Source organism: Pseudomonas sp. MS01C9 (assembly GCF_058202755.1).
The window spans coordinates 2,626,077-2,647,669 of the sequence record NZ_CM177073.1 but is presented as its reverse complement, the minus strand read 5'-3'; the positions used below and the strand labels follow the sequence as shown (position 1 = coordinate 2,647,669).

At 62.6% G+C, this 21,593-nt stretch carries 16 protein-coding genes; 9 read left to right on the top strand and 7 right to left on the bottom strand.

Annotated elements, in window-relative coordinates; genetic code table 11:
- Nucleotides 1-359: 359 nt before the first annotated feature.
- Genes AC1M7R_RS12205 through AC1M7R_RS12190 form a run of 4 tightly spaced genes read left to right on the top strand, consistent with a single transcriptional unit; the run spans nucleotide 360 to nucleotide 5,995 of the window.
- Nucleotides 360-1,136: a DUF3050 domain-containing protein gene (locus AC1M7R_RS12205; RefSeq protein ID WP_072398989.1), complete on the top strand. Its 777-nt coding sequence runs from the start codon at nucleotides 360-362 to the stop codon at nucleotides 1,134-1,136.
- Complete coding sequence (locus AC1M7R_RS12200; RefSeq protein WP_072398988.1) at nucleotides 1,133-2,065, top strand: diiron oxygenase; 933 nt, start codon at nucleotides 1,133-1,135, stop codon at nucleotides 2,063-2,065. The genes AC1M7R_RS12205 and AC1M7R_RS12200 overlap by 4 nt, the downstream gene beginning before the upstream one ends.
- Nucleotides 2,066-2,075: 10 nt before the next feature.
- Nucleotides 2,076-5,498 (top strand): amino acid adenylation domain-containing protein, encoded by a 3,423-nt coding sequence (locus AC1M7R_RS12195; protein ID WP_490610429.1) that lies wholly within the window; start codon nucleotides 2,076-2,078, stop codon nucleotides 5,496-5,498.
- A gap of 32 nt (nucleotides 5,499-5,530) precedes the next feature.
- Nucleotides 5,531-5,995 carry an SRPBCC family protein gene (locus AC1M7R_RS12190; protein ID WP_092182094.1) on the top strand — a complete coding sequence of 155 codons (465 nt, stop codon included), beginning with the start codon at nucleotides 5,531-5,533 and terminating at the stop codon, nucleotides 5,993-5,995.
- 173 nt (nucleotides 5,996-6,168) lie between these two features.
- Here AC1M7R_RS12190 and AC1M7R_RS12185 read toward each other — a convergent pair whose 3' ends face one another.
- A complete protein-coding gene (locus AC1M7R_RS12185; RefSeq protein WP_072398985.1) occupies nucleotides 6,169-8,049 on the bottom strand; it encodes a methyl-accepting chemotaxis protein in 1,881 nt (626 codons plus the stop codon).
- 254 nt (nucleotides 8,050-8,303) lie between these two features.
- On the opposite strand from AC1M7R_RS12185, the gene AC1M7R_RS12180 reads away from it, so the two are divergent.
- The 3 genes from AC1M7R_RS12180 (at nucleotide 8,304) to AC1M7R_RS12170 (ending at nucleotide 12,370) form a co-directional block, all read left to right on the top strand.
- On the top strand, nucleotides 8,304-8,804 hold the full coding sequence (locus tag AC1M7R_RS12180; RefSeq protein WP_072398984.1) for a sigma-70 family RNA polymerase sigma factor: 501 nt from the start codon (nucleotides 8,304-8,306) through the stop codon (nucleotides 8,802-8,804).
- The gene (locus AC1M7R_RS12175; protein WP_072459586.1) at nucleotides 8,794-9,783 is read left to right on the top strand and encodes a FecR domain-containing protein; all 990 of its coding nucleotides are present in this window, start codon (nucleotides 8,794-8,796) and stop codon (nucleotides 9,781-9,783) included. Before AC1M7R_RS12180 ends, AC1M7R_RS12175 begins: the two co-directional genes overlap by 11 nt.
- An 85-nt stretch (nucleotides 9,784-9,868) precedes the next feature.
- The gene (locus AC1M7R_RS12170) at nucleotides 9,869-12,370 is read left to right on the top strand and encodes a TonB-dependent siderophore receptor (protein WP_490610428.1); all 2,502 of its coding nucleotides are present in this window, start codon (nucleotides 9,869-9,871) and stop codon (nucleotides 12,368-12,370) included.
- A 192-nt stretch (nucleotides 12,371-12,562) separates the two neighbouring features.
- Here the strand turns inward: AC1M7R_RS12170 and AC1M7R_RS12165 are convergent, their stop codons facing one another.
- The gene (locus AC1M7R_RS12165) at nucleotides 12,563-13,636 is read right to left on the bottom strand and encodes a fatty acid desaturase (protein ID WP_072398981.1); all 1,074 of its coding nucleotides are present in this window, start codon (nucleotides 13,634-13,636) and stop codon (nucleotides 12,563-12,565) included.
- Between the two features lie 100 nt (nucleotides 13,637-13,736).
- Between AC1M7R_RS12165 and AC1M7R_RS12160 the strand changes: the two genes are divergently transcribed.
- Nucleotides 13,737-14,741 carry an AraC family transcriptional regulator gene (locus tag AC1M7R_RS12160; protein WP_072398980.1) on the top strand — a complete coding sequence of 335 codons (1,005 nt, stop codon included), beginning with the start codon at nucleotides 13,737-13,739 and terminating at the stop codon, nucleotides 14,739-14,741.
- Nucleotides 14,742-14,772: 31 nt separating this feature from the next.
- Here the strand turns inward: AC1M7R_RS12160 and AC1M7R_RS12155 are convergent, their stop codons facing one another.
- Nucleotides 14,773-15,459, bottom strand: a complete 687-nt coding sequence (locus AC1M7R_RS12155) for a Crp/Fnr family transcriptional regulator (protein ID WP_072398979.1) — start codon at nucleotides 15,457-15,459, stop codon at nucleotides 14,773-14,775.
- A gap of 88 nt (nucleotides 15,460-15,547) precedes the next feature.
- Here AC1M7R_RS12155 and AC1M7R_RS12150 point away from each other — a divergent pair, with 88 nt between their 5' ends.
- Nucleotides 15,548-16,072 (top strand): Mpo1 family 2-hydroxy fatty acid dioxygenase, encoded by a 525-nt coding sequence (locus AC1M7R_RS12150; protein ID WP_072398978.1) that lies wholly within the window; start codon nucleotides 15,548-15,550, stop codon nucleotides 16,070-16,072.
- A 143-nt stretch (nucleotides 16,073-16,215) separates the two neighbouring features.
- Here the strand turns inward: AC1M7R_RS12150 and AC1M7R_RS12145 are convergent, their stop codons facing one another.
- From AC1M7R_RS12145 to AC1M7R_RS12130, 4 genes are all read right to left on the bottom strand, one after another.
- Nucleotides 16,216-18,435: a GMC family oxidoreductase gene (locus AC1M7R_RS12145; RefSeq protein WP_490610427.1), complete on the bottom strand. Its 2,220-nt coding sequence runs from the start codon at nucleotides 18,433-18,435 to the stop codon at nucleotides 16,216-16,218.
- Nucleotides 18,432-18,956, bottom strand: a complete 525-nt coding sequence (locus AC1M7R_RS12140) for a sorbitol dehydrogenase (protein ID WP_076405783.1) — start codon at nucleotides 18,954-18,956, stop codon at nucleotides 18,432-18,434. The genes AC1M7R_RS12145 and AC1M7R_RS12140 overlap by 4 nt, the downstream gene beginning before the upstream one ends.
- Nucleotides 18,953-20,317, bottom strand: a complete 1,365-nt coding sequence (locus AC1M7R_RS12135; protein ID WP_072432198.1) for a cytochrome C — start codon at nucleotides 20,315-20,317, stop codon at nucleotides 18,953-18,955. Before AC1M7R_RS12135 ends, AC1M7R_RS12140 begins: the two co-directional genes overlap by 4 nt.
- A 283-nt stretch (nucleotides 20,318-20,600) precedes the next feature.
- Nucleotides 20,601-21,590: a sulfate/molybdate ABC transporter ATP-binding protein gene (locus AC1M7R_RS12130; protein WP_072398974.1), complete on the bottom strand. Its 990-nt coding sequence runs from the start codon at nucleotides 21,588-21,590 to the stop codon at nucleotides 20,601-20,603.
- Nucleotides 21,591-21,593 lie beyond the last annotated feature (3 nt).

Here is a 21,593-nt window from a genome sequence, read left to right as displayed (position 1 = left end):
TGAGGCATTCACTCGAACTATTCGATTCTGATCGCTATAAATCGGAAGGAGCTTCTTCGCCCCAATAAAACTTATATAAAAAGTTTTACAAGCACTACTCGCACCCAATAAAAGTACAACTTAAAATAATTAAAAAAGTTCTTGCCGCTTACTTGTTTCGTGTATTAGTTTTTTCTACGTCGCGCTTCCATCGACGCTGAAAAACCTCACAGAGAAACCAGAAACAAAGGCCGCAAAGCCAGCAGCACGCAATTACTGCGAACACTTTAGTTATTCATGGACTCCGGTTCAGGCACCCGCTCGCCTTGATTAAATCTCGAGCCACCTTCCGGTCAAACATCATTGATGAGGACGTTCCAATGCAGCCAACCAAAGAGCAACTTATCCTGAAGAAACGTGAACTTGGCCTACATCCGGTTTTTTCCGAAATAACTTCAATCGACCTGTTGCGCCGCTTTATGGAAAGTCACGTGTTTGCCGTGTGGGACTTCATGTCGCTGACCAAGCGGCTGCAACGGGAACTGACCTGCGTCCAGCTACCCTGGCTGCCACCCGCCGACCCCCATGCCGCCCGGCTGATCAACGAGATCGTCCTGGGCGAAGAATCGGACGATCGTCCGGGGGCGGGCTATTGCAGCCATTTCGAACTGTACCTGGACGCCATGCGTGAGGTCGGTGCGGACACCCGGGCGATCGAGCGATTCATTGCCTTGCAACAGGAAGGCGTCAATCCCGATACCGCGCTGGACAGTGTCGAGGTGGAGCCAGCGGCGGCGCGGTTCGTCCGCCAGACCCTGCATACCGCCTTGCACGCCCCGGCCCACAGCGTGGCGGCCGCGTTCGTACACGGTCGTGAAAGCGTCATCCCGCAAATGTTCCAGCGGATGCTGGACGACTGGGGCATTGGCCTGGACCAGGCGCCGACGTTTCGCTATTACCTGCAACGGCACATCGAGGTGGATTCGGAAGATCACGGCCCGGCCGCGGAAAAACTGCTGGCCCGGCTGATCGACGGCGACCCGCAGCGCGAGACCGAAGTGCTGTCCGCCGCGCTCGCCGCGGTTCACAGCCGTGCGGCCTTGTGGGACGGCTTGCACGAAAGCATGACCCAACCGGTCGCGCAGGTGATGCCATGAGCGCGGTCCAGTACCAGTCCTTCGCCGACGCCTGGGAAACCCGCGCCACGATCCGCACCCGGCCTCGACGCTGGGTGGAAAACGACGACAAGTTGATTTTTCCCATGAGTCGTCAACCGCTGGTGCACAGCCAGACCTTTCTCAGTCATTGCCCGCAATTGCGCGACTTTGCCTTGGTGCAGAGTCTCTACAAATTCATCAACGATGTGGTGATCTTCGAGACTGAACTGGTGGACCACACCGCCCGGCGCATTGCCAAGAATCGTTTCGGCATCGAGTTCCCGTTCGCCTGCCGCTACGACGCGATGACGGTGGTGGTGGACGAGGACTATCACGCGCTGGTGGCCATGGATTTCATGCAGCAGACCATCGACATGACCGGCATAGAACCGATCCCGTTGCCTGCACAGATCGAGTTGAGTCGCGCCATACCGGCGACCCTGGCCCAGGCGCCCGGGCATTTGCTCAGCGCCGTGGAGCTGATCTGTATCGCCATTGCCGAAAACACCGTGACCAACGACGTGGCAGCCTTCGCCCGGGACGATTCGGTCAAGGCGTCGATCAAGGGACTGATGGCCGATCACCTGCTGGACGAAGGCCGGCACTCGGGTTTCTGGACGCGACTGGTGCAGATGTACTGGCGCACCGCTTGCGAAGAAGACCGCGAAGCGATCGCGCGCCTGATGCCCGGCTTCATCGTCCAATACCTGGCGAGCGACCTGCAGCAGGCCTTCGATTTCGAGTTGATCGCTCACCTGCCCGTCGACGAATCCGTGCGCCAGTCGCTGCGCGAAGAGGCCGGCGCACTGGCCTATCCCATCAATCGCTTTCACCCGCTGGTGGGCAACATCACGCGGTTTTTCCGCGGCAGCTCGATGCTCGCCTCGCCCTGCGTGCGTGAGGCCCTGGCCGACTACCTGACCCCATGAGGAGAAGCCGATGAGACGTCTCGAAATCGCAGTGTCTGGCACCAGCCTGGCCATGGCCGAACTGGCCCGCGAACTTGAATTGCACGGCCACGGTGTCGTCCACTTCCAATCTCCGGCCGACCCTGGCGCGGTCGACCTGTTGATCGACGATGCGACCGTGCCTGGCGCCATTGCCGCCCGTTCGCACCTTCACGTGCGGATGGCGTTACTGGCCGTGCCCGGCGAAGTCCTGCCGCAACCGGTGGTGGTGTTTCTCGACGCCGGGCAGCGTCCGTTATGCCGGGAGGTCGTCGCCCCGGAAAGCTCGGGCAACGGCCAGTCGTTGCGGTTGCGCACAGTGGCCGTGGTAGTGGAACACGCGGCGCGCCTGGTCAGCCATTTGTCACGGGACGAAGCCTGCTTCGCTCACTGGTCGACGGCCCCGGCCGATACCGTCGAGTCCCCCTTGCACGGCCTCGATATGCTGGAGGCGCTGGCCTTCGAGCACCGGCTCAACGGTCCAGCGGTGCCGTGGCTGCTGGCGGCCGCCGAGGTGCCGGTCATGCACGACATCGAACAGCGCATGCTCGATGACGCAACCCGATCGGCGCTTTGGGTCGAAGGCCGGCTCATCGATTACCGAGACTTGCGTAGCCTGGCGTTGAGGTTGCAGCAAGCGATACTGGAGCGGATCGGTCCATGCACTTCCCCCAGGGTGATCGGCGTCTGCCTGCCCAAGTCCGCGCCGCTGTATGCGGCCATTCTCGCGGTGCTCGGTTGCGGCGCCGTGTACCTGCCCCTGGACCCGCAACACCCGGCGCAGCGGCGGCGCTTCATCCTGGAGAATGCCGCCGCCGACCTGCTGCTGCACGATGGCGACTGCGACCTGGGCGAACTGGCGATGCCTGCGTTGGACGTGCATCGACTGCCATCGTCCCGGCCTGGCTTTCCCGCCTCGCTGATCCGCCGCAGGGTGGAGGTCGACGAGCCGGCCGTGGCGATCTACACCTCCGGCACCACCGGCCGGCCCAAGGGGGTATTGCTCAGCCATCGCAACCTCAGCCACTTCTGTGCCTGGTACGCCGATTATGTCGGGTTGCAGCGAGACAGCAGGGCCCTGCAGTTTTCCACCATCAATTTTGATGCGTCGTTGCTGGATATCCTGCCGACCTTCCGCCAGGGCGCGCTGTTGGTGATACCCGACGAGGACCAGCGTCGCGACCCGCGGCGGTTGGTGACATTGATTCGTGAGCAGCATGTCACCCACGCCTTCCTTCCGCCGGCGCTGCTGAGTGTGATGCCGCTGGATGCACCGCTGGGCCTGGAGCACCTGATCACTGGTGGGGATGTCTGCGAGCCGTTCGTGATCGAGCGCCTGGCGCCGCAGTGCCAGTTCCATAACATCTACGGCCCGACCGAAACCACCGTGCTCGCCACCACGCGACAATTCGCCGTGGGCGACAACAACCGCAACCTCGGCGTGGCCATCGCCAACGCTCGCCTGCTGATTCTGGATGAGCACCGGCAACCGGTGCCCCAGGGCACACCCGGCGAGCTCTACATCGCCGGACCGGGGGTAGGCCTGGGTTATCTGAATGACCCGGCGCTGACTGCGGGCCGCTACCTCGACCTCACACTGCCCGGCGAGAACACCCTGCGCACCTACCGTACCGGGGATATCGGCCAGTGGACCGACAACGGCATCGTGCTCTGCGGCCGGCGCGATAACCAGGTGAAGATCCGCGGCTTCCGGGTCGAGCCGGAAGAGATCGAGCATTGCCTGCGGCAAAGCCATTGGTTTCGGCAAGTGGCGGTGGGGGTGGATGAGCGGCGACGGATCCTGGCGTTTCTCGTCCATCCCCGGGAAGACCGGCCCGGCGCCGCGCTCCAGGCCTTGCGCGAGCATGTGCAACAGACGCTGCCCGCCTACATGCATCCCGCCGCCTACGTCGAATTGCCCAGCCTGCCCTACACCAGCAATGGCAAGGTCGACCGCCGGGCCCTGCTTGCCCTGCCGGTGCAGGTATCGTCCTCAGGAGAGCATCGACAGCCACAGAACCCACTGCAGGCACAGTTGCGACAGCTGTGGGCCGAGCTGCTGGAGTTGCCTGCCGAAGACATTGCCATCGATGAGAGCTTCTTCAACCTGGGGGGACATTCGATCCTGCTGTCGCAGATGTTGCTGAATATCCACCAGGCGTTCGGCCGCAGCCTGTCGATCAATCGCTTCATCGAAGCGCCCACCCTGATCACCCTGGCCAAGTTGCTCGACGATCCCGGAGCAAGTGGCGCATCGGTCCTCAGCCCGCAGGCGTTCATCGATGCCGAGGCCGAACTGGACATCGATCCGTTGCCCATCAGCCAGTGCGGGGATGTGCACAAGGTGGTGGTGACGGGAGCCAACAGCTTTCTCGGGGTGCACATTGTCGAGGCCTTGGTGGCCTGGGGTGCCACGGAGGTGGCCTGCCTGGTGCGTCCATCCGCCAGGCACAGCGCCGCCGAACGTTTTGCCCAGGCCTTGCAGGACAACCGCCTGACCCACCTGGACCTGAGCCGGGTCAGCGTCCATGCCGCCGACATCACCCAGCCGCAACTGGGCCTGCCCGATGACGTCTATGCCCGTATCGACCAGACCTTCGGCGCGCTGGTGCACAACGCTGCCCACGTCAATCACGTGCTCGACTACGAGTCGCTGGCACGGGACAACGTGGAACCGATCTTCGAATGCCTGCGCCTGTGCGAAGGACGCAGCAAGAAGGTCTTCAACTTCATCTCCACCCTGTCGGCCTCCAGTGCCCTGGACGCCGACGGCCAGGTCCTGGAGCAGCCCGCCGCAGCGACGCCGCCGATCTACATCAAGAACGGCTACAACCTGTCCAAATGGGTGGGCGAACGGATCCTGCAACGGGCCCGGGAGCGTGGCGTGCGGGTCAATCTGTTTCGCCCCGGCAACATCAGTTTCAACAGCCTGACCGGGGTCTGCCAGCCCCACAAGAATCGCCTGATGCTGATGCTCAAGGGCTCGATCCAGTTGGGCCAGGTACCGGCCCTGTCACTCAACTTCGACTTGATGCCGGTGGACTTCCTGGCCCGCTTCATCGCCTTCCACGCCAGTCGCTACCAGCCGACCCAGGCGGTGTTCAACCTGCACAATCCCGAGCCTTTGAGCTGGGACGCCTATGTGGCGTCGTTCCGTGAAAGCGGTCGTGAGTTTTCCCTGGTGAGCGTCGCGGACTGGCAGCGGCAACTGGGCCGCGTCGATGCCGACAACGCGCTGTTCGGGGTACTGGGCTTCTATCTCAACGGGTTCGAGGAAGACATCGGCGACATCTCGATGATCCGTCATGACAACGCCCGGACCGGCGTACGACAGATGGGCGCCCGCTACCCGGAAAAGTCCCCGGCGCTGCTGCGCCGCGGCGCCGACTACCTCAAGGCCATCGATTTCATCTGAAACACCCAACCGCAAAAAAAAGGAGCAAGACCATGAAGACATTCCAACCCGACACCCTGATCAGGAACCCCCGGGCCTGCCACGTCGAAACCTCGGTGGAGGTCGCCGACGATGCGGCCCGCGTCTGGGAACTGGTGGGTGATTTCGGTGGCTTCAACCGATTCATCCCGGCGCTTGCGCGCATCGAAATGACCGGCGAGGGCGTGAGGTCCCTGCGCAAGAAATTCTTCGCCGATGGGCAGAACCTGGTGGTGGAGCAGCTCAACAGCCGCGACGATCAGGCCATGCACATGACCTGGACACTGGTCTACAACACCCTGGGCATCGATAACCTGTGGGCATCGATGCAGGTCGAGCCCTTGGCGCCGAAGCGCTGTCGCGCCACCTGGACCATCATCGCCGACCACACCGACGCCCATTCGCCCTCGGGCTTCAGGGACTTCCTGCAGGGCTTCGCCGATGAGGCGATGGGCAATGTGCAGGGAATGTTCACGTAAGCACCAGCCCCTTGCTCGCGAAGGTGGTGATGCAGTCGGCGGTGATGCCCGCTGTACCGACGTCATCGCGAGCAAGCTTTCGCATTGAGTCGCAGCGAGCTCAAGATCCAGGCTCACCGCCAATCCCCTTGGGGTGCGAGCTTGCTCGCGATGGCGGTGGCCCGGCGACTGGGTCAGATCTTGAAGCTGTCCACCAGTTGCTTCAGGCGGTTGGCCTGCTGGGACAAGGCATCGCAATCCTTGAGGGTCTCATTGAGATTGGCCACGCTTTGCTGGTTCAGCAGGTTGATCTGGCTGACGTCCATGTTGAGAGTTTCCACCACGGCGCTCTGCTCTTCGGTCGCGGCGGCGACCGACTGGTTCATGCCGTCGATTTCGCCGATGCGCTGCGTCACGCTGACCAGCCGCAGGCCGGCCTGGTTGGCGACCTCCACGCTTTCAGCGCTGGATGCCTGGCTGGCGTTCATCGTGGTCACCGCTTCACGGGAACCCACCTGCAGGGAGGTGATCATCTTGTGGATCTCTTCCGCCGACTCCTGGGTGCGGTGCGCCAGGTTGCGCACCTCATCGGCCACCACCGCGAAACCGCGCCCGGCTTCGCCGGCACGGGCTGCTTCGATGGCGGCGTTCAGGGCCAGCAGGTTGGTCTGCTGGGAGATGCCCTTGATCACATCCAGGATGTGCCCGATGTTGTCGGTGCTGGCGTTCAGCGTTTCGATCTGGGTGCAGGAGAGGCTGATTTTCTCCGACAGTTCGGACATCGCCTGGATGGTTTTTTCCACCACCTGGCGGCCGTCTTCAGCCTGTTCGCTGGCACCGCTGGCATGCTGCGAGGCATCGGCGGCGTTGCGAGCGATTTCCTGGGTCGCGGCCCCCAACTGATTGATGGCCGCCGCCACGCTGTTGGTGCGGGCACTCTGCTCATCCGAACCTATGATCGACGCGTTGGACGAAGTCATCACCCGCTGCGACAAGTCGTGCACCTGCCGGGTAGCGGAGGAGACTTCAGCGATCGAGGCGTGGATACGTTCCACGAACTGGTTGAACGAGCTGCCCAGCTCACCGAACTCGTCCTTGCTCTGCACCACCAGGCGCCGGGTCAGGTCGCCTTCGCCCTGGGCGATGTCCTGCATGGCGCGTCCCATGGTGGTGAGCGGGCGCATCAGCACCTGGATCAACAGGCTCAGCAGCAGCGCAATGGCCGCCACCGCGACGAACATCGCAATCAGCGCCGAGGTACGGAACTGGCTCAGCGGTGCATAGGCCTTGTCCTCATCGATCGACAGGCCGATGTACCACTGCGCATTCGGCAGGCCCGCCACCTGTGTGAACGAGAGGATCCGGTCCTGTCCGTTCAGTTCCACTTCCTGGATGCCTTTCTCGATGCGCACCGGCGTGCCGGGGTAGATGTCCTTGAGGTTCTTCATCACCTGGTCCTTGTCCGGACTGACGATGACCTGACCGTCGCCGCTGACCAGGAAGGCATGCCCGATGCCGCCGAAATCCACCGAGTTGATGATTCTCACCAGGGTTTCCAGGCTCAGGTCACCGCCCACCACGCCCAGCAGCTCGCCGTTGCGTTTCACCGGCAGGGCAATGGTGACCACCAGGCCGCCGACCGCGGCCATATAGGGCGGGGTCAGCATGGTGCGGTCGGCGGCGACCGCCTGTTTGTACCAGGGACGCTGGCGCGGGTCGTAGCCGTCGGGCATCTTCGCGTCGGGGCGCTGGGTGAACACACCGTTGGCCTGGCCCACGTAGGTGAACTGGAAATTGGAGGTCAGCGCCGGCTGGTCCACAAGCCCCGGCAGGTCGGCACTGACGCCTTGATGGGCGATGTTCTGCGCCAGGTTTTCCAGCACCAGCACCCGGCCGCTCATCCAGTTCTGGACGCTGCTGGCCGTCAACTCGCCGGATTGCTCGATGGACGATTCGAGACTGCGGCCGATGGTGTTGCGCTGCAGATAATCGTTGTAGAGGGTGAACAGGGCGAAAGCCAACACTACTACACCAGAGGCGGCCAGCAGGATCTTATGGCTGAACTTTAGATTCATCGATGAGGACTTCTTCTGCAGAGAGTGGGGGTGCATTCCGGGTTGCAACATTCCATGTGACAGCGCGGGCGGGAGGGAACCCCGCTCCATTTTGGTGCACGCATATTCCTCTGTCGGCAAGTTCGGGAAAAAAATTAGGACTTTAAAAAACTGGGCGACGGAAGGCCGCGACAGTCGAACGGTGGTTGCAAATTCTCCGGACGCTGATGACAATGCGACCTATTATCATTTGTGACACCCAGGGCGTCGCGTTCATGTCATCTCCCGAGTTTGCAGTGCAGGCGCTCTACATCAACCATCACGGCTGGCTTCATACCTGGTTGCGCAATCGGCTCGGCAACGCCGCGGATGCGGCGGACCTGGCCCAGGATACGTTCGTGCGCCTGCTGCAGCGCACCGAGCGCCTGGAACTCAAGGCCCCGCGTGCCTTTTTGCGTACCATTGCCCAAGGCCTGGTCATCGACCACTGGCGGCGGGAAGAGATCGAGCGGGCATACCTCGAAACAATAGCCCATCTGCCGGAAGCCGAAGTCCCTGGCGCCGAAGCCCAGGCCCTGATCCTGGAACTGCTGGAGGCCATCGCCAGGATGCTCGAAGGCCTGAAGCCAAAGGTGCGCCGGGCCTTCCTGCTGGCCCAATGCGAAGGCCTGACCTACAAGCAGATCGCCGAACACATGGGCATTTCCCTGCGCTCGGTGGAACGTTATGTCGCCGATGCGCTGTATCACTGCTACGTGTTGCGCTATGACCACTGACCCCATGGGCCGCCGCAACGGACCCTCGCAGCAAGTGGTCAGGCAAGCGATCAATTGGGTGCTGCGCCTGCGCAACCACGCCGCTCATCCGAGCCTGCGTCAACAGTGCGAGGTCTGGCGCGCTGTCCATCCCGAACACGAACTGGCCTGGCAGCGGGTGCAATCGCTGCACAGCGAACTGACCTCGAACCTGCGAGCCGTGCCCGGCGCCCACATCGCCCTCGAAACCCTGGAGAACAGCGCCCGGCGACTCGACCGCAGGCAGGCCTTGAAACTGCTTTCTGGCGTGGCACTGGTGGGCTGCGCCGCGTGGTTGGGCAAAGACCTGGGCGGGCAGCCATGGACCGCCGATTTCGCAACCGCCACCGGCGAACGCCGAGGCTTCCAGTTGCCGGACGGAACACGGCTCGAACTCAACACCCACAGCGCCGCCGATCTGGATTACACCTCGCAGCAACGCCTGATCACCCTGGCCCGCGGTGAAATCATGGTCACCTGCGGGCGCGATCCGGCGCGACCGTTGCTGGTACGAAGCCGACAGGGATTGTTCGAAGGCCAGGAGGGACGCTTCATCGTGCGCCAGGACAGCGATTGCACGCGCCTGAGTGTCAGCAGTGGCCGGGTGGTGATCCGTTCCCACACTGGCAGCGATGGCGCGCCGATCCAGGTGAATGCCGGGCAGCACTATCTCGTTTCCGCCTCCACGGCGACCGTGGCACCGCCGCTGGACATGGACGCTGGTGCATGGGCGGATGGATTGATCGTCACCCGCAACATGCGCCTGGAGGACTTTCTCAACGAAGTAGGACGCTACCGCCGGGGCTACCTCACATGCGCCGCATCGATCGCCGACTTGCGGCTGTCCGGCGTCTTCCGCCTGGAGGACACCGACAGGCTGCTGGCCGTCCTGCCTCGCACGCTCGGGGTGCAGATACGTTATCGGACCCGCTGGTGGGTCACGGTGGAACGCCCTGCCTGATTTTTTGGCGGGTTTTGGGCGGCTGTCCGGCTAGGAAGGTAAGCAACGCTTTTCTGCCTTCAGCGACTCCAACGGAAACCTGTAAATGACTGAGCGCGTACACTTCAAGACCCTCTTTGGCGGCTCCTCGGACACCGGCCTGCTGCGCCAGGCCATCCGCGCCGCGCTACTGACCACGGCGCTGAGTGCCGGCGTCGCGCCGATGCTGGCGGTCGCCGCCGACAGCGTCAGCACCAGCCGCCAGAGCTACAACATTCCCGCCGGCCCCCTCAGCGATGTGTTGAACCAGTTCGCGCGCCAGGCGGGCATCACCCTGGCCAGTACCCCGGAGCAGACCCGTGGCGTGCAGTCCCCTGGCCTGCAAGGCGAATATTCGGCAGACCAGGCCCTGAGCCATCTGCTCAGCGGTTCAGGACTGGTTGCCGTCAGCCAGGACGGCAGCAGTTATGTCCTGCAGACCGAGGCCGAGGTCAGCACCTTGGCGCTGCCCACCACCGATATCAAGGGCTTTGCCCTGGGTAATGCCCTGGGCAGCATGGAGGGCTACAACGCCACCCACAGCCAGGTCGCCACCAAGACCAGTACCGCCCTGCGGGAAACCTCCCAAAGCGTATCGGTGGTCACCCGCGAGCAGATGGACGACCAGGGTGCACAGACCGTGTCACAGGCCATGCGTTATACCCCAGGCGTATTGACCAACCCCTACGGCGCCACCCACCGCTACGACTACGTGGCGATGCGCGGCTTCAACGATGGCTCGGTGGACAACATCTACCTCGACGGCCTCAAGTCCATGGGCGACAGCGGCACCTACAGTTCGATCCAGATCGATCCGTATTTCCTGGAGCGGGTCGATATCCTCAAGGGACCGTCCTCGGTGCTCTACGGTCGCAGTTCTCCTGGCGGACTGGTGGCGCTCACCAGCAAGAAGCCCTTGTACGAGGCCTATCACCAGATCCAGGCGACGGTCGGCACCCAGGGCCAGCGCGGCATGGGCTTCGACTTCACCGGCCCGGTGGACGACGACAAGCGCATCGCCTATCGCCTGATCGGCCTGGCGGACACGTCCGACACCCAGTTCGACCATAACAAGGAAAAGCGCTTCGCCCTCGCGCCCACCGTGAGCATCGACTTCACCGAAGACACCTCGCTGACCCTCCAGGCCTACCTGCAACATGACCCCGACGGCGGCTACCATGGCGGCATGCCGGCCGACGGTACCCTGCACCAGCGCAACGGCCGACGGATTTCCGAGAACTTCTTCGAGGGCGAACCGGGGGTCGATCGCTATGAGCGTGACCAGCAATCGTTCGGCTACCAGTTCGAGCACCGTTTCAATGATGTCTTCACCGCCCGGCAGAACTTCCGCTACCTGGATTCGGAGGTCAAGAACGACCAGGTCTATGCCTACGGCTGGACGACGCCCACCAGCAACGAGCTCAATCGCTATTACACCGGCGCCGAAGAAAAGCTCCACGCCTTCATCGTCGATAACATGCTGCAAGCCGAATTCTTCACCGGCGCGACCAAACACACCGTGCTGATGGGCGCCGACTACCAGCGGCGCAAGACTGTGGTGGACTGGACCAGCGGCAGCCTGGCGCCGATCAACGCCTTCGATCCGGTCTACGGCAACTCGACCATCACCTACTCCAGCCCCACCAGCTATCTGCGGCGCCTGGAGCAGACTGGCGTCTACCTGCAAGATCTGGTGGAAATGGACAAATGGCGCTTCTCTCTAGGCCTGCGCCAGGACTGGGTCGAGACCTCGGATGAAAACCGCATCGCCGAATCCGGTCGCCCGCAAGGCACCGAAATCAACGACAAGCGCACCAAGCTCACCGGTCGCGCCGGCGCCTTGTACTTGTTCGACAACGGCCTGGCGCCGTACATCAGCTATTCCGAGTCGTTCAACCCCAACTCCTACGCCGACAGCGCCGGCAATCCACTGCCACCCACCGATGGCAAGCAATGGGAACTGGGCTTGAAGTACCAGCCACCGGGCACGGATGACTTGTACACGGCGTCGCTGTTCCGCATCGACCAGGAAAACCTGGCGACCAAGCTGCCCCAGGAGAACTTCTACCGCGCCGTGGGTGCCGTGCGCTCCCAGGGCCTGGAACTGGAAGCGCACCTGCAGTTGACCGAGCAGCTCAAGCTGCTGGGCAGCTACACCTTCACCGATATCGAATACTCCAAATCAATGGTCAGCACCCTGAGTACCCCCACCGACATCATCGAAAACAAAGGCAACTCACCGACCCAGGCCCCGCGCCACATGGCATCGGTGTGGGCCGACTACAGATTCGACAGCGGCGCCCTCGATGGCCTGCGACTGGGCGGTGGCGTGCGATATGTCGGCTACAGCTGGGCCGATGCGGAGAACACCATGAAAGTGCCCTCCTACACGCTGTTCGATGCTTCGGTGGGGTATGACCTGGGCAAGGTCGGCTTGAAGGGCATGGACGTTCGCCTGAACGCCAACAACCTGACCAACGAAACCTACGTGGCCTCCTGCGCCAGCTTGAGTTACTGCTACATGGGCGAAGAACGCAACGTGGCGGCTACGGTGAGTTATCAGTTCTGACTCATTCTTCAGGTCACCCACGCCCCCCCTGTGGCGGGGGGATTTATCCCCGCTGGGCTGCGCAGCAGCCCTTTGACTGCCGCCTCGTGGTGTCAGGCCTGATTGCACTCAACCTTTTTGGGGCCGCTGCGCGGCCCAGCGGGGGTAAAGTCCCTCGCCACGGGTTGTTTTCCATCCCTGAAATTGTGCACCTCAAACCCGAACGGCCTTGCCTTCCTCCCGCACCACACCCTCCTGGCGCACGAACCGATTCGCCCGCCCGAACGTGCCAACGTCATTGAACCGCACGCCCATCTCCCGCATCACCTGGTGAGCCACCGGCACCGTCAGTTGGCGAATGTAGAACGGCTCCTTCACCACGAAATGATGGATCCCGTGACTACTGCCGAAGTTGAAGCAGAAAGCTTGCAACGGCCACAACCACCAGGGATTGAGCACCTGGGTCTGCTGGATGACATTGCCTGGCTCGATGTCGCCGTAGTAGTGCATGTTCGAGCTGATGAAGTGCAGGCAAAAGGTACGCAATACATTCGGGCCGATGATCACCACCGCGGCGATGTCGATCACGTGCATGACCGACAACGTGGTCGCCGACCAATCGATCGACGTACCCATCAGGCTCGCGACGCCGTTGGCCCCATGAAAACCGAGGAACACATACCAGGCGCCCCAGTGCAGCAACGCCAGCGGGAAGTACACCTTCAGCGTGCGCTTGAGAATGCTGCGCCTGTGGGCCCAGGTCCTGGCCCGAAGCAGGCGGATGAACGCCGACATGACGTTGTCCCCCACCATCAGCAGCCTCGCCAGCCCCCAGGGCTCGCCGTTGGTGATGGCCCGCTCTTCCAGGTCGGCTTCGCTGCCGGATACCTTGTGGTGATTGAGGTGCAGGTGGCGGCGGATCCACGGGTTGATGGTGCTCGGCCGCGCCAGCCAGACCAGCCCCATCATCAGGTTATGGGGCAGGCGTTGCTTGCGAAAATACATGCTGTGGATCAGGTCATGCTCCAGCTCATGGGTCAGGGAGGCGAAAAAGGCGTTGAGCAGCAAGCACGCCCAGCCGGCCAGATGCCCGTTGATATAGAGCAGCGCCGATCCGATCATCCCCGCCAGGGCGAACGCCAGGATGCCAGCTCCCATCGCATCCTGATGCCGCAGGATCGGATAACGCTGGCGTAACTCATCGCCCCGGGCCAGCACGACCTGGCGGATATGGGCGGCGCGTTGTTGTGCATTCAATCGGTCGGGACTTGCGCAAGTGCCGTGCATGGCTTACATCCTCTGATAACGATGTGCTCATCCTGACGGGCGTTGTTCCACAGGGTAGTAGCCGTAGACGCCAACCTGTTGACCGCAAGCGCCAATTGTCATGACTGAACCGACCACCCTTGCCAGCTGGACCCGGGCCCTGCGCAAACAGCTCGATGCGCTGGGGCTGGACAGCCACGCCCTGTGCCTGGAGGCCGGCCTCGACCCACAATTGATGGACGACCCGAACGCCCGCTACCCGCTCTCGGGCACCAGTCGCCTGTGGACCCTGGCCGTAAAGGCCAGCGGCGATCCGGCCATCGGCCTGCGGGTATCGCGCTTCGTCAGTCCCACCACGTTCCACGCACTGGGTTACGCCCTGGTGGCCAGCGGCAGCCTGCGGGAAGTGTTCGAGCGGATCGTGCGCTACCACCCGGTGGTCAGCGACGCGCTGACGCTGCAATTGCGTCGCTGTGAAGACCGCTACCGCTTCAGCCTCGACACGCCCCAGGACCATCCGGCCCCGGCCTTCGAAGCCCTCGATGCATTCGCCGCGATCTATGTGCGCACCTGTCGCAACCGGCTGGGCCGCGACTATGCGCCGTTGGCAGTCTACCTACGGCGGCCGGAGCCGGCGGACCCCGAGCCCTGGCACAAGGTGTTCCGCTCGCCGGTGCATTTCGCCGCCGCGCAGGATTGCCTGGAGTTCAGCCTCGTCGACTTCGACAGGCACCTGGACGACGCCAACCCGGAATTGGCCGAACACAACGAAACGGTACTCAAGCGCACCCTCGCCCAGCTCCAGCCACTGACCTGGGAACGCAAGGTGCGGGCCGCTATCGAGGCCCAGTTACCCGAAGGCGAACCCAGCGCCGAACGCATCGCCCAGACCATGCACCTGAGCCTGCGCAGCCTGCAACGACACCTGGCCGACGAAGGCTGTCGCTTCGATGCCTTGCTCAACGAATGCCGGGAGAACCTGGCGCTGCTGCACTTGCGCGATCCCCAGTGCTCGCTGAGCGAAGTCGGCTACCTGCTGGGCTTTGCCGATGCCAGCAGCTTCAGCCGCGCCTTCAAGCGCTGGACCGGCATGACCCCGGGGCAGTTTCGCGAGGGGCTGCGCTGAACCGGATGCGTGCGCCTCGAACTGCCGTCGTTCAGGTCCTGGTCAGGGCCCGCAAACCCTCGATGTCGAGAATCTCGATCTCGCCATAGCCCAGGTGAAGAATGCCCTGGCTCTGCAGGTCCTTGAGGATCTGGTTGGTGGTCTGGCGCGACAGCGATACCATCAGTGCCAGCTGCTCCTGGGGCAGTTGCAGGACCTGGCGCACCGCGTCGGTCTCGCCGTAGCCTTCGGCGATCAGCAGCAGGCGATGAGCCAGGCGAGCCGGGGCGGGCATCAGGCTCAGGTGCTCCAGGTTGATGAACGTGAGGCGCAGCTTGTGGCTCATCAACAGCGCAAGATGCCGCCAGTAGACCGGTTGCGCCTGCAGCAACGCCAACAGTGCCGCCTGGGGCAGGTGCAGCAGGGTGCACGGGCCGACACACACGGCGTCATGGGTCCGCGGCTGGCCGTCGAACAGGCAGATTTCCCCGAACCAGTGGGGCGCCTCGATCACACTCAACAGTGCCTCCTTGCCCTGCTCGTTCACCGCGCCTACCCGTACCGCGCCTTCCAGCACGGCATACAGGCCGCACGGCGGATCGCCGCGCTTGAACAGCCGATGGCCTGGCAGCAGGCGGCGCTCGCGGGCCATGTCCAGCAGGCTACTCTGTAACTCAACGGGCAAGTGGCTGTACCAGTGGCCGGCCATCAGCGGTAAGTGCCAGGGATGCGAATTCATGGAAACTCCGGGACAAGTGTCGGCTAACTGACAGAGCGTCGTGCAAGACCTGATGCATCATGCAGGCATCACCACAGGAGGAACAACAATGAAAAGCCTCGTCGATCATCTCAGTCAATACGCCACCTATCACCGCGATCCTCGCAATATCGCCACTCACTTTGTTGGCATTCCGCTGATCTTCGTCGCCGTCGCCGTGCTGCTGTCGCGGCCGGGCTGGTCGTTGGGTGCGCTCATGCTGTCGCCGGCCCTCCTGGTAGCGGCGGCCAGCGCCTGGTTCTATCTGCGGCTGGAGTTGCGCCTGGGTGCGCTGATGACCGTACTGCTGGGCCTGGCCGTATGGCTGGGCCAGATCCTGGCCATGCAAAGCACTCCTGTATGGCTGGCCAGCGGCCTGGGCATGTTTGTGCTGGGCTGGGTGATCCAGTTCGTCGGCCACTATTACGAAGGCCGCAAGCCGGCATTCGTCGACGATCTCTCCGGCCTGATCGTGGGGCCGTTGTTCGTGGTGGTGGAAGCAGGTTTCCTGCTGGGGCTTCGCGGTGACCTGAAGCGGGCCATCGAAGAGCGCGCCGGGCCCGTGGCGATGCGCAACCAGCGCTCGGCGGCCTGAAAAGAACACGCCATATCCAACTGCCCCTCTGTGGAAGCGCGCTTGCTCGCGATTGCGCTCGGCCAGGCACATCCGTGCCGACCGACCCACCGCTATCGCGAGCAAGCTCGCTCCCACAGGAGTTAGGCCTTACCACTCAAGCGTTACAGCGCACCGAACTCGACCCGGATGGTCAGGGCGCCGGTGTTATCGCTCAAGCCAGCTCCGTGCTGCCCGGTCAAATCATCATTGATGCACAGTTGCAGTTCCCCTTGCTGGTTTCCTGGAACCTGCGCCAGATCCCCTACCAGGAACGGCGCTCCGCCATTGCCCACACGACCGATCAGGGCGCCTTCGGCAGCACCGGGCAAGGCATAGCTGCTGTAGTCGATGTGCCTCGAACCACCCTTCCCATCGACATTGCCGCCTTGCGGGCTGGCACACCATAAACCGCTGACGTAGCGAACCAGGCGCGGCACCAACCCGTTGACCTGCACACCGGTGCCCTGCCAGGCGACGTTGGATTGGACCTGCATCGTCACCGCCTTCAGGTCGTTGGCCACGGTGTCTGCGGCCAGGAACGACAACGCTGCGATGGTCAGGCTCGGATTCGAGGTCCCGCTACTGGGAAAAACACCATCGCCCACCAGGAACAGGTTCTTGTGGTCCCAACTGCGCTGGTCCTTGTCGACCACCGATGTGGCCGGGTCACTGCCCATGCGATAGGTACCCATCAGGTGCCCGGCACCTTGGAAGCTCATAGGTTCGTTTCCGTAAGTGAACGTCCCTGGCGTAAGCGGTTTGGTCAGCTCCACGGCGCCGAGCAGGTCTTTGATAATGTGAGTGGCCAGCCGTTTTGCTTCCAGGAACCCCTTCTGGGTGTACTTGGACAATTCATAGTGGATTTCCGGCCGGGGGATACCGAGCAGGTCCTTGTAGTCGGCCGACGGCACGATGTAGCACTTGGCGTTATCCGGATCGTCTTCCACCTGCTCCACCAGGAACGCGATGCGGAACTGCCGGACGAAGATGTCGTTGAGTTTTTGCACCAGCGCTGTTCCATAAAGCGCCTCGGTAGCGGCTTTGGAGTCTTGGTCCGACTTCACCGGGTTGACGCCGTTGTTGTTCGTACCGTCGATAAAATCGGCCACCGTGTCGTAGGGATCGTTTGCCGGCCAGTTCCAGCCCTCGTTGCCGATCTCGATACGCCACGCCGCGCGTTCGCTGCGAAAGGCACCGTCACGCAAGCTCTCGATACCCGCGGTGGACAGGGGGCCACGGTAGGGAAAAATCGCCTTGCCTTCAGGCATCAGCCCCCAAGCCAGGTAGATCGGGTGGTCGGCCAGGTTACGCCCCACCTGACCGCTGCTGTTGGCCACGCCCTTGGGCCAGGCGGGCGTGACGGAGTTGAGCAATAGCTTGGGGGTTTCGATGGCATGGGCGGCGATGACATAACGTTGAGCAATGGCCTCGCCAAAGCCGGTCATCGGTCCATCACCCAATTGATACTGCTTGAATTCCACACCGAAGATGGTGCCGTCCAACCCTACGTTCAACTTGGTGGCAACCGTCCTGTACAGCACCTTGACCTTGCCGGTGGCCAGGGCCTTGTTCATCGTCACGGTGGCGTCGTACTTGGCCTGGATCGGGCAGATCGGTGTGCAGTTGGTATTGCCGGCACACACCCGGCGCCCCGCGTAGGGTTGGGAGTTGCGTCCGGCCGGCGTCGGGCTGACCACCAGCGGCAAGCCATCGAAGGTCTGCCCCGTCACCGCCGCGACAAAGCTGCCGTCGACCAAGGACAACGGAATGCTGTGCATGGGAAATTCATAGCCCTCGGGAAACGTCATGCCCAGGTAGGCCTGGTCGGCGACGTTGGCCGAGACGCCGATTTCCGCTTCGGCCCGGCAATAGGCGCTCTGCAGATCATCGTAGCCGATAGGCCAGTCCACCCCGACGTTGTATAGGGATCGCAGGCGAAAATCGTTCGGCACCATGCGCAGGCAGGTTCCGACCCAGTGCCAGGTGGTCCCGCCGCCGACTCGCTCATAAGTGCTGGTGAAAGGCATCGGGCCCTTTTGCACCAGGTAACTGACCTCTGGTTTGTCCCATCCCAGGATCAGGTCGGCGATGGTCGCACGCGGGGCGTTCTGGCCGGCCGGGTTGCGGGGCGGGTCCAGGGTGGTGACCGGTGGATAGGGCGATTCGGGGGTTTTCAGCGTGGTGGTGTAGAACCGCTCCAGGTATTGCGTCCGATTGGCAGGAATCTCCGGTCCCGACTCGAGCACCAGCACCTCCACGCCGGCCATGGCCAGTTGATAGGCAACGATACTGCCCGCCAACCCGGCGCCTACGATCACTACTTCGGCTTGTTCAATAGTCATGACCGGTCTCCTTGTTGTGCTTTGGAAGACGTGCTGGCGGGTACGCCGGTCAGGTCCTCCAGGCTCGACGGCTGTTCATTCCAGTAGCCGAAGAACGATTCGCTGTAACCCATGGGGTGGGCCTGGGCCACTTTCCACGCCCAGCTGTAGATGTAGGCCTGGTCGGATACCACCGCCGAGTCACCCTTTTTGTAGTTACCGGCGTCATAGGGTTGGTACCACACACCCAGAAACCACAGTTTCATGATGGCTCGCGCGGCTTGCGCGGCCTGGGTCGCCGCCGGCGCAGTCCCGGCCATCAGCACGCGCCGGGCGATCTCGTCCGGCGGCACCTTGTCGGCCGCCAGCGTGGCGTATTGCGCCAGCAGCGGGTCGAGTACCGCGTGGGTGATCCGTGGGGTGACGTAATCGAGAAAAAGCGGCGGCAAACCCACCGGATCGAGCTGTGGCGCCAGGCGTTCGACGGGAATACCGGTCAGGGCCGACGACAGGCCGACGAAATTGTCCAGGTCAACGCTCATTGCTTGGCTCCTTGTCCGGTGGTGGACTGTGCGCGTTCGAGCAAATAGGTGAAGTCCGCGAAGCTGGTACGCGGGGATTCGGTGACATGAGTAGCGGCGTTGCCATGGCAAGCCATGCAGCTGGAGGAAGCCTGGGGCGTGGTGCCCTGGATGTAGGTTTCCAACGTGGCATTGGCCAGGAACGACGGAGCAGGATTGCCCAGGGGGTTGGCGGCCGAGATCTGGCAGTCGGGCTGTGGTGTAGCGGTCGGCCACTGGGTGCTGATCAATTGATAATTGGCCCACACACTCTGCGGATTGACCGTGCGCAGCAGCGCCTGGTAGGTGGTGTTCAAGGCCTTGGTGGCGTCGGTCAACGGCACCTCGCGCACGATCTGCGAAGGTGTCGCCTTGACAGCCGGGTTCCAGGGCCGTGGTGGGGGCTGGTTGATCGTACTGTCGCTGGCGGCGTTGTAGAACAGGTACGGCCCTGTCCGCTGCGCCACTGGGGTGGATTGCTCCGGCACGTTGTTCACATGCTCGAATGTCGACCAGACCCACTGCGGTGCGCTGGCGGTCTTGTGGACGATGTGCAGGCCCACCAATCCGACCGACTGGGAGGCACACGACTCTTCGACAATCGGCCCGTGGCTCGGATCGCTGTTGCCCGGCGTGTAGACCAACGCATCGACCGTGTGGAAATCCTGCGGGCGGTCATTGGCACCCAGCACCTTCCACGAGGCCTTCACCATCACGGAACCGACCTGGCTCGTGTCGTTGGAGCCACAACTGAACGCCACCGCGTTTTTCGGGTTGCTGGCGAAGAACTTCTGCTGGCCTTCGATGCTGTACAGACCGTTGTCGACGATACCGTTGAACATCGATTGATTGACCACGATTTCGTTGCGCGTATAGACACCGTTCTGATCCACCAGCGGGCCGCTTTCGAAGGGCTGGATGAACTCATCCAGCACGTCGGGGACCTTGCCCATCTGTTGCAACAGGCGGCCCGGCTTGAGCTGCTTGCAGACTTCAGGAAGTGTCGCCGGAGCGTCCCAGGGCAAGGGCGCCTGCCCCTTGGCACGAAAGATCTGGTAGCTCTCCTTCCAGCTCTCCCAGACCGTGGCTCCATCCTGTTTCCCGATGGAAGTGCCGGTGTCGGGAGCGCCGTTATCCAGCGCAGGCCAGTTCAGGGCGATGAAGGTCTGCCACGACAGCGTGTCGAAATTGTCCTGCAGGCTGGCCAGCGAGATCGGTTGGGTGGCCGTGACATCGAAGGGTATCTGCGGTGATAGCGCGGGGGCGGCGCTGGCGGACGGGCACAGCAATACACTCAACAAGGCACAGCCCAGCGGGCCATGCCGACTGACTTCCATTCTCATGCTTTCTCTCCTTGGCATCAGGGTGCCAGGAGAAATCACCGGTCCGTCGTGGACTCTTACTTGCCTCCTGGCAGGTCAGAGTCTAGGTAGGGTTTGATGAGAGAATTGCGGCAGAAATAGAATCAATCGAAGCAAAGCCAGGCGGCATTATTCGGATCGCAGCGAACAGCGAGGACGCCATCGCAGGCGAGCCTCGCTCCCACACAAGGATTGAAGTGAATCCGGAATCTGCCCACGAGGCCGATCCATTGCGGGCTTGCTCCCCCAGGGATCAGCGCCGCCTTCACAGGTTGGCGACTTTCTGCCAGACCTTCGGCTTGAAGAACAGCGTCTCGCCCTTGGCCAGGCCCACCAGGCTGTCGTGATCCTTCACCACTTCGGCTTCGATCAGCTCGCTCTGGCCTTCCACTTTCAGAGTCACCCGGGTGGTCGCCCCCAGCGGACGGATATCCCGCACCTCGGCGGCATGGTGGTCTTCCAGTTCCGAGCGCGACAGCGAGACTTCATGGGGACGGAACAGCACATGCCGATCCTCACCCAGGTGCAGGCGGTTCGAGTCGCCGAGGAAGTGGTACACGAAATCGCTGGCCGGGTTCTCGTAGACGTCCCCCGGCGAGCCGATCTGCTCGATCACCCCCTTGTTCATCACCACGATCCGGTCAGCCACTTCCATGGCTTCTTCCTGGTCGTGGGTCACGAACACCGAGGTCAGGTTGATATCCTCGTGCAGCCGCGCCAGCCAGCGACGCAGCTCCTTGCGGACCTTGGCATCGAGGGCACCGAATGGTTCGTCCAGCAACAGCACCTTCGGTTCCACTGCCAGGGCGCGGGCCAGGGCGATACGCTGGCGCTGGCCGCCGGACAGCTGCTCGGGGTAGCGATCGGCGAGCCAGTCCAGTTGCACCATGTTTAACAGTTCGTGAACCTTGGTCGCGATCTGGCTTTCGTTCGGACGCTGGTTCTTGGGCTTCATCCGCAGGCCGAAGGCGACGTTGTCGAATACCGTCATGTGGCGGAACAAAGCGTAGTGCTGGAACACGAAACCGACATTGCGATCACGCACGTCATGGCCGGACACGTCCTCGCCGTGGAACACGATGTTGCCCTGGTCAGGGGTTTCGAGGCCGGCGATGATCCGCAGCAGCGTGGTCTTGCCACAACCCGACGGGCCCAGCAGCGCTACCAGCTCGCCGCTCTGGATGTCCAGGCTGATATTGTCCAGGGCCTTGAAGGCATTGAAATTCTTGCTGACGTTACGGACTTCGATGGACATGAC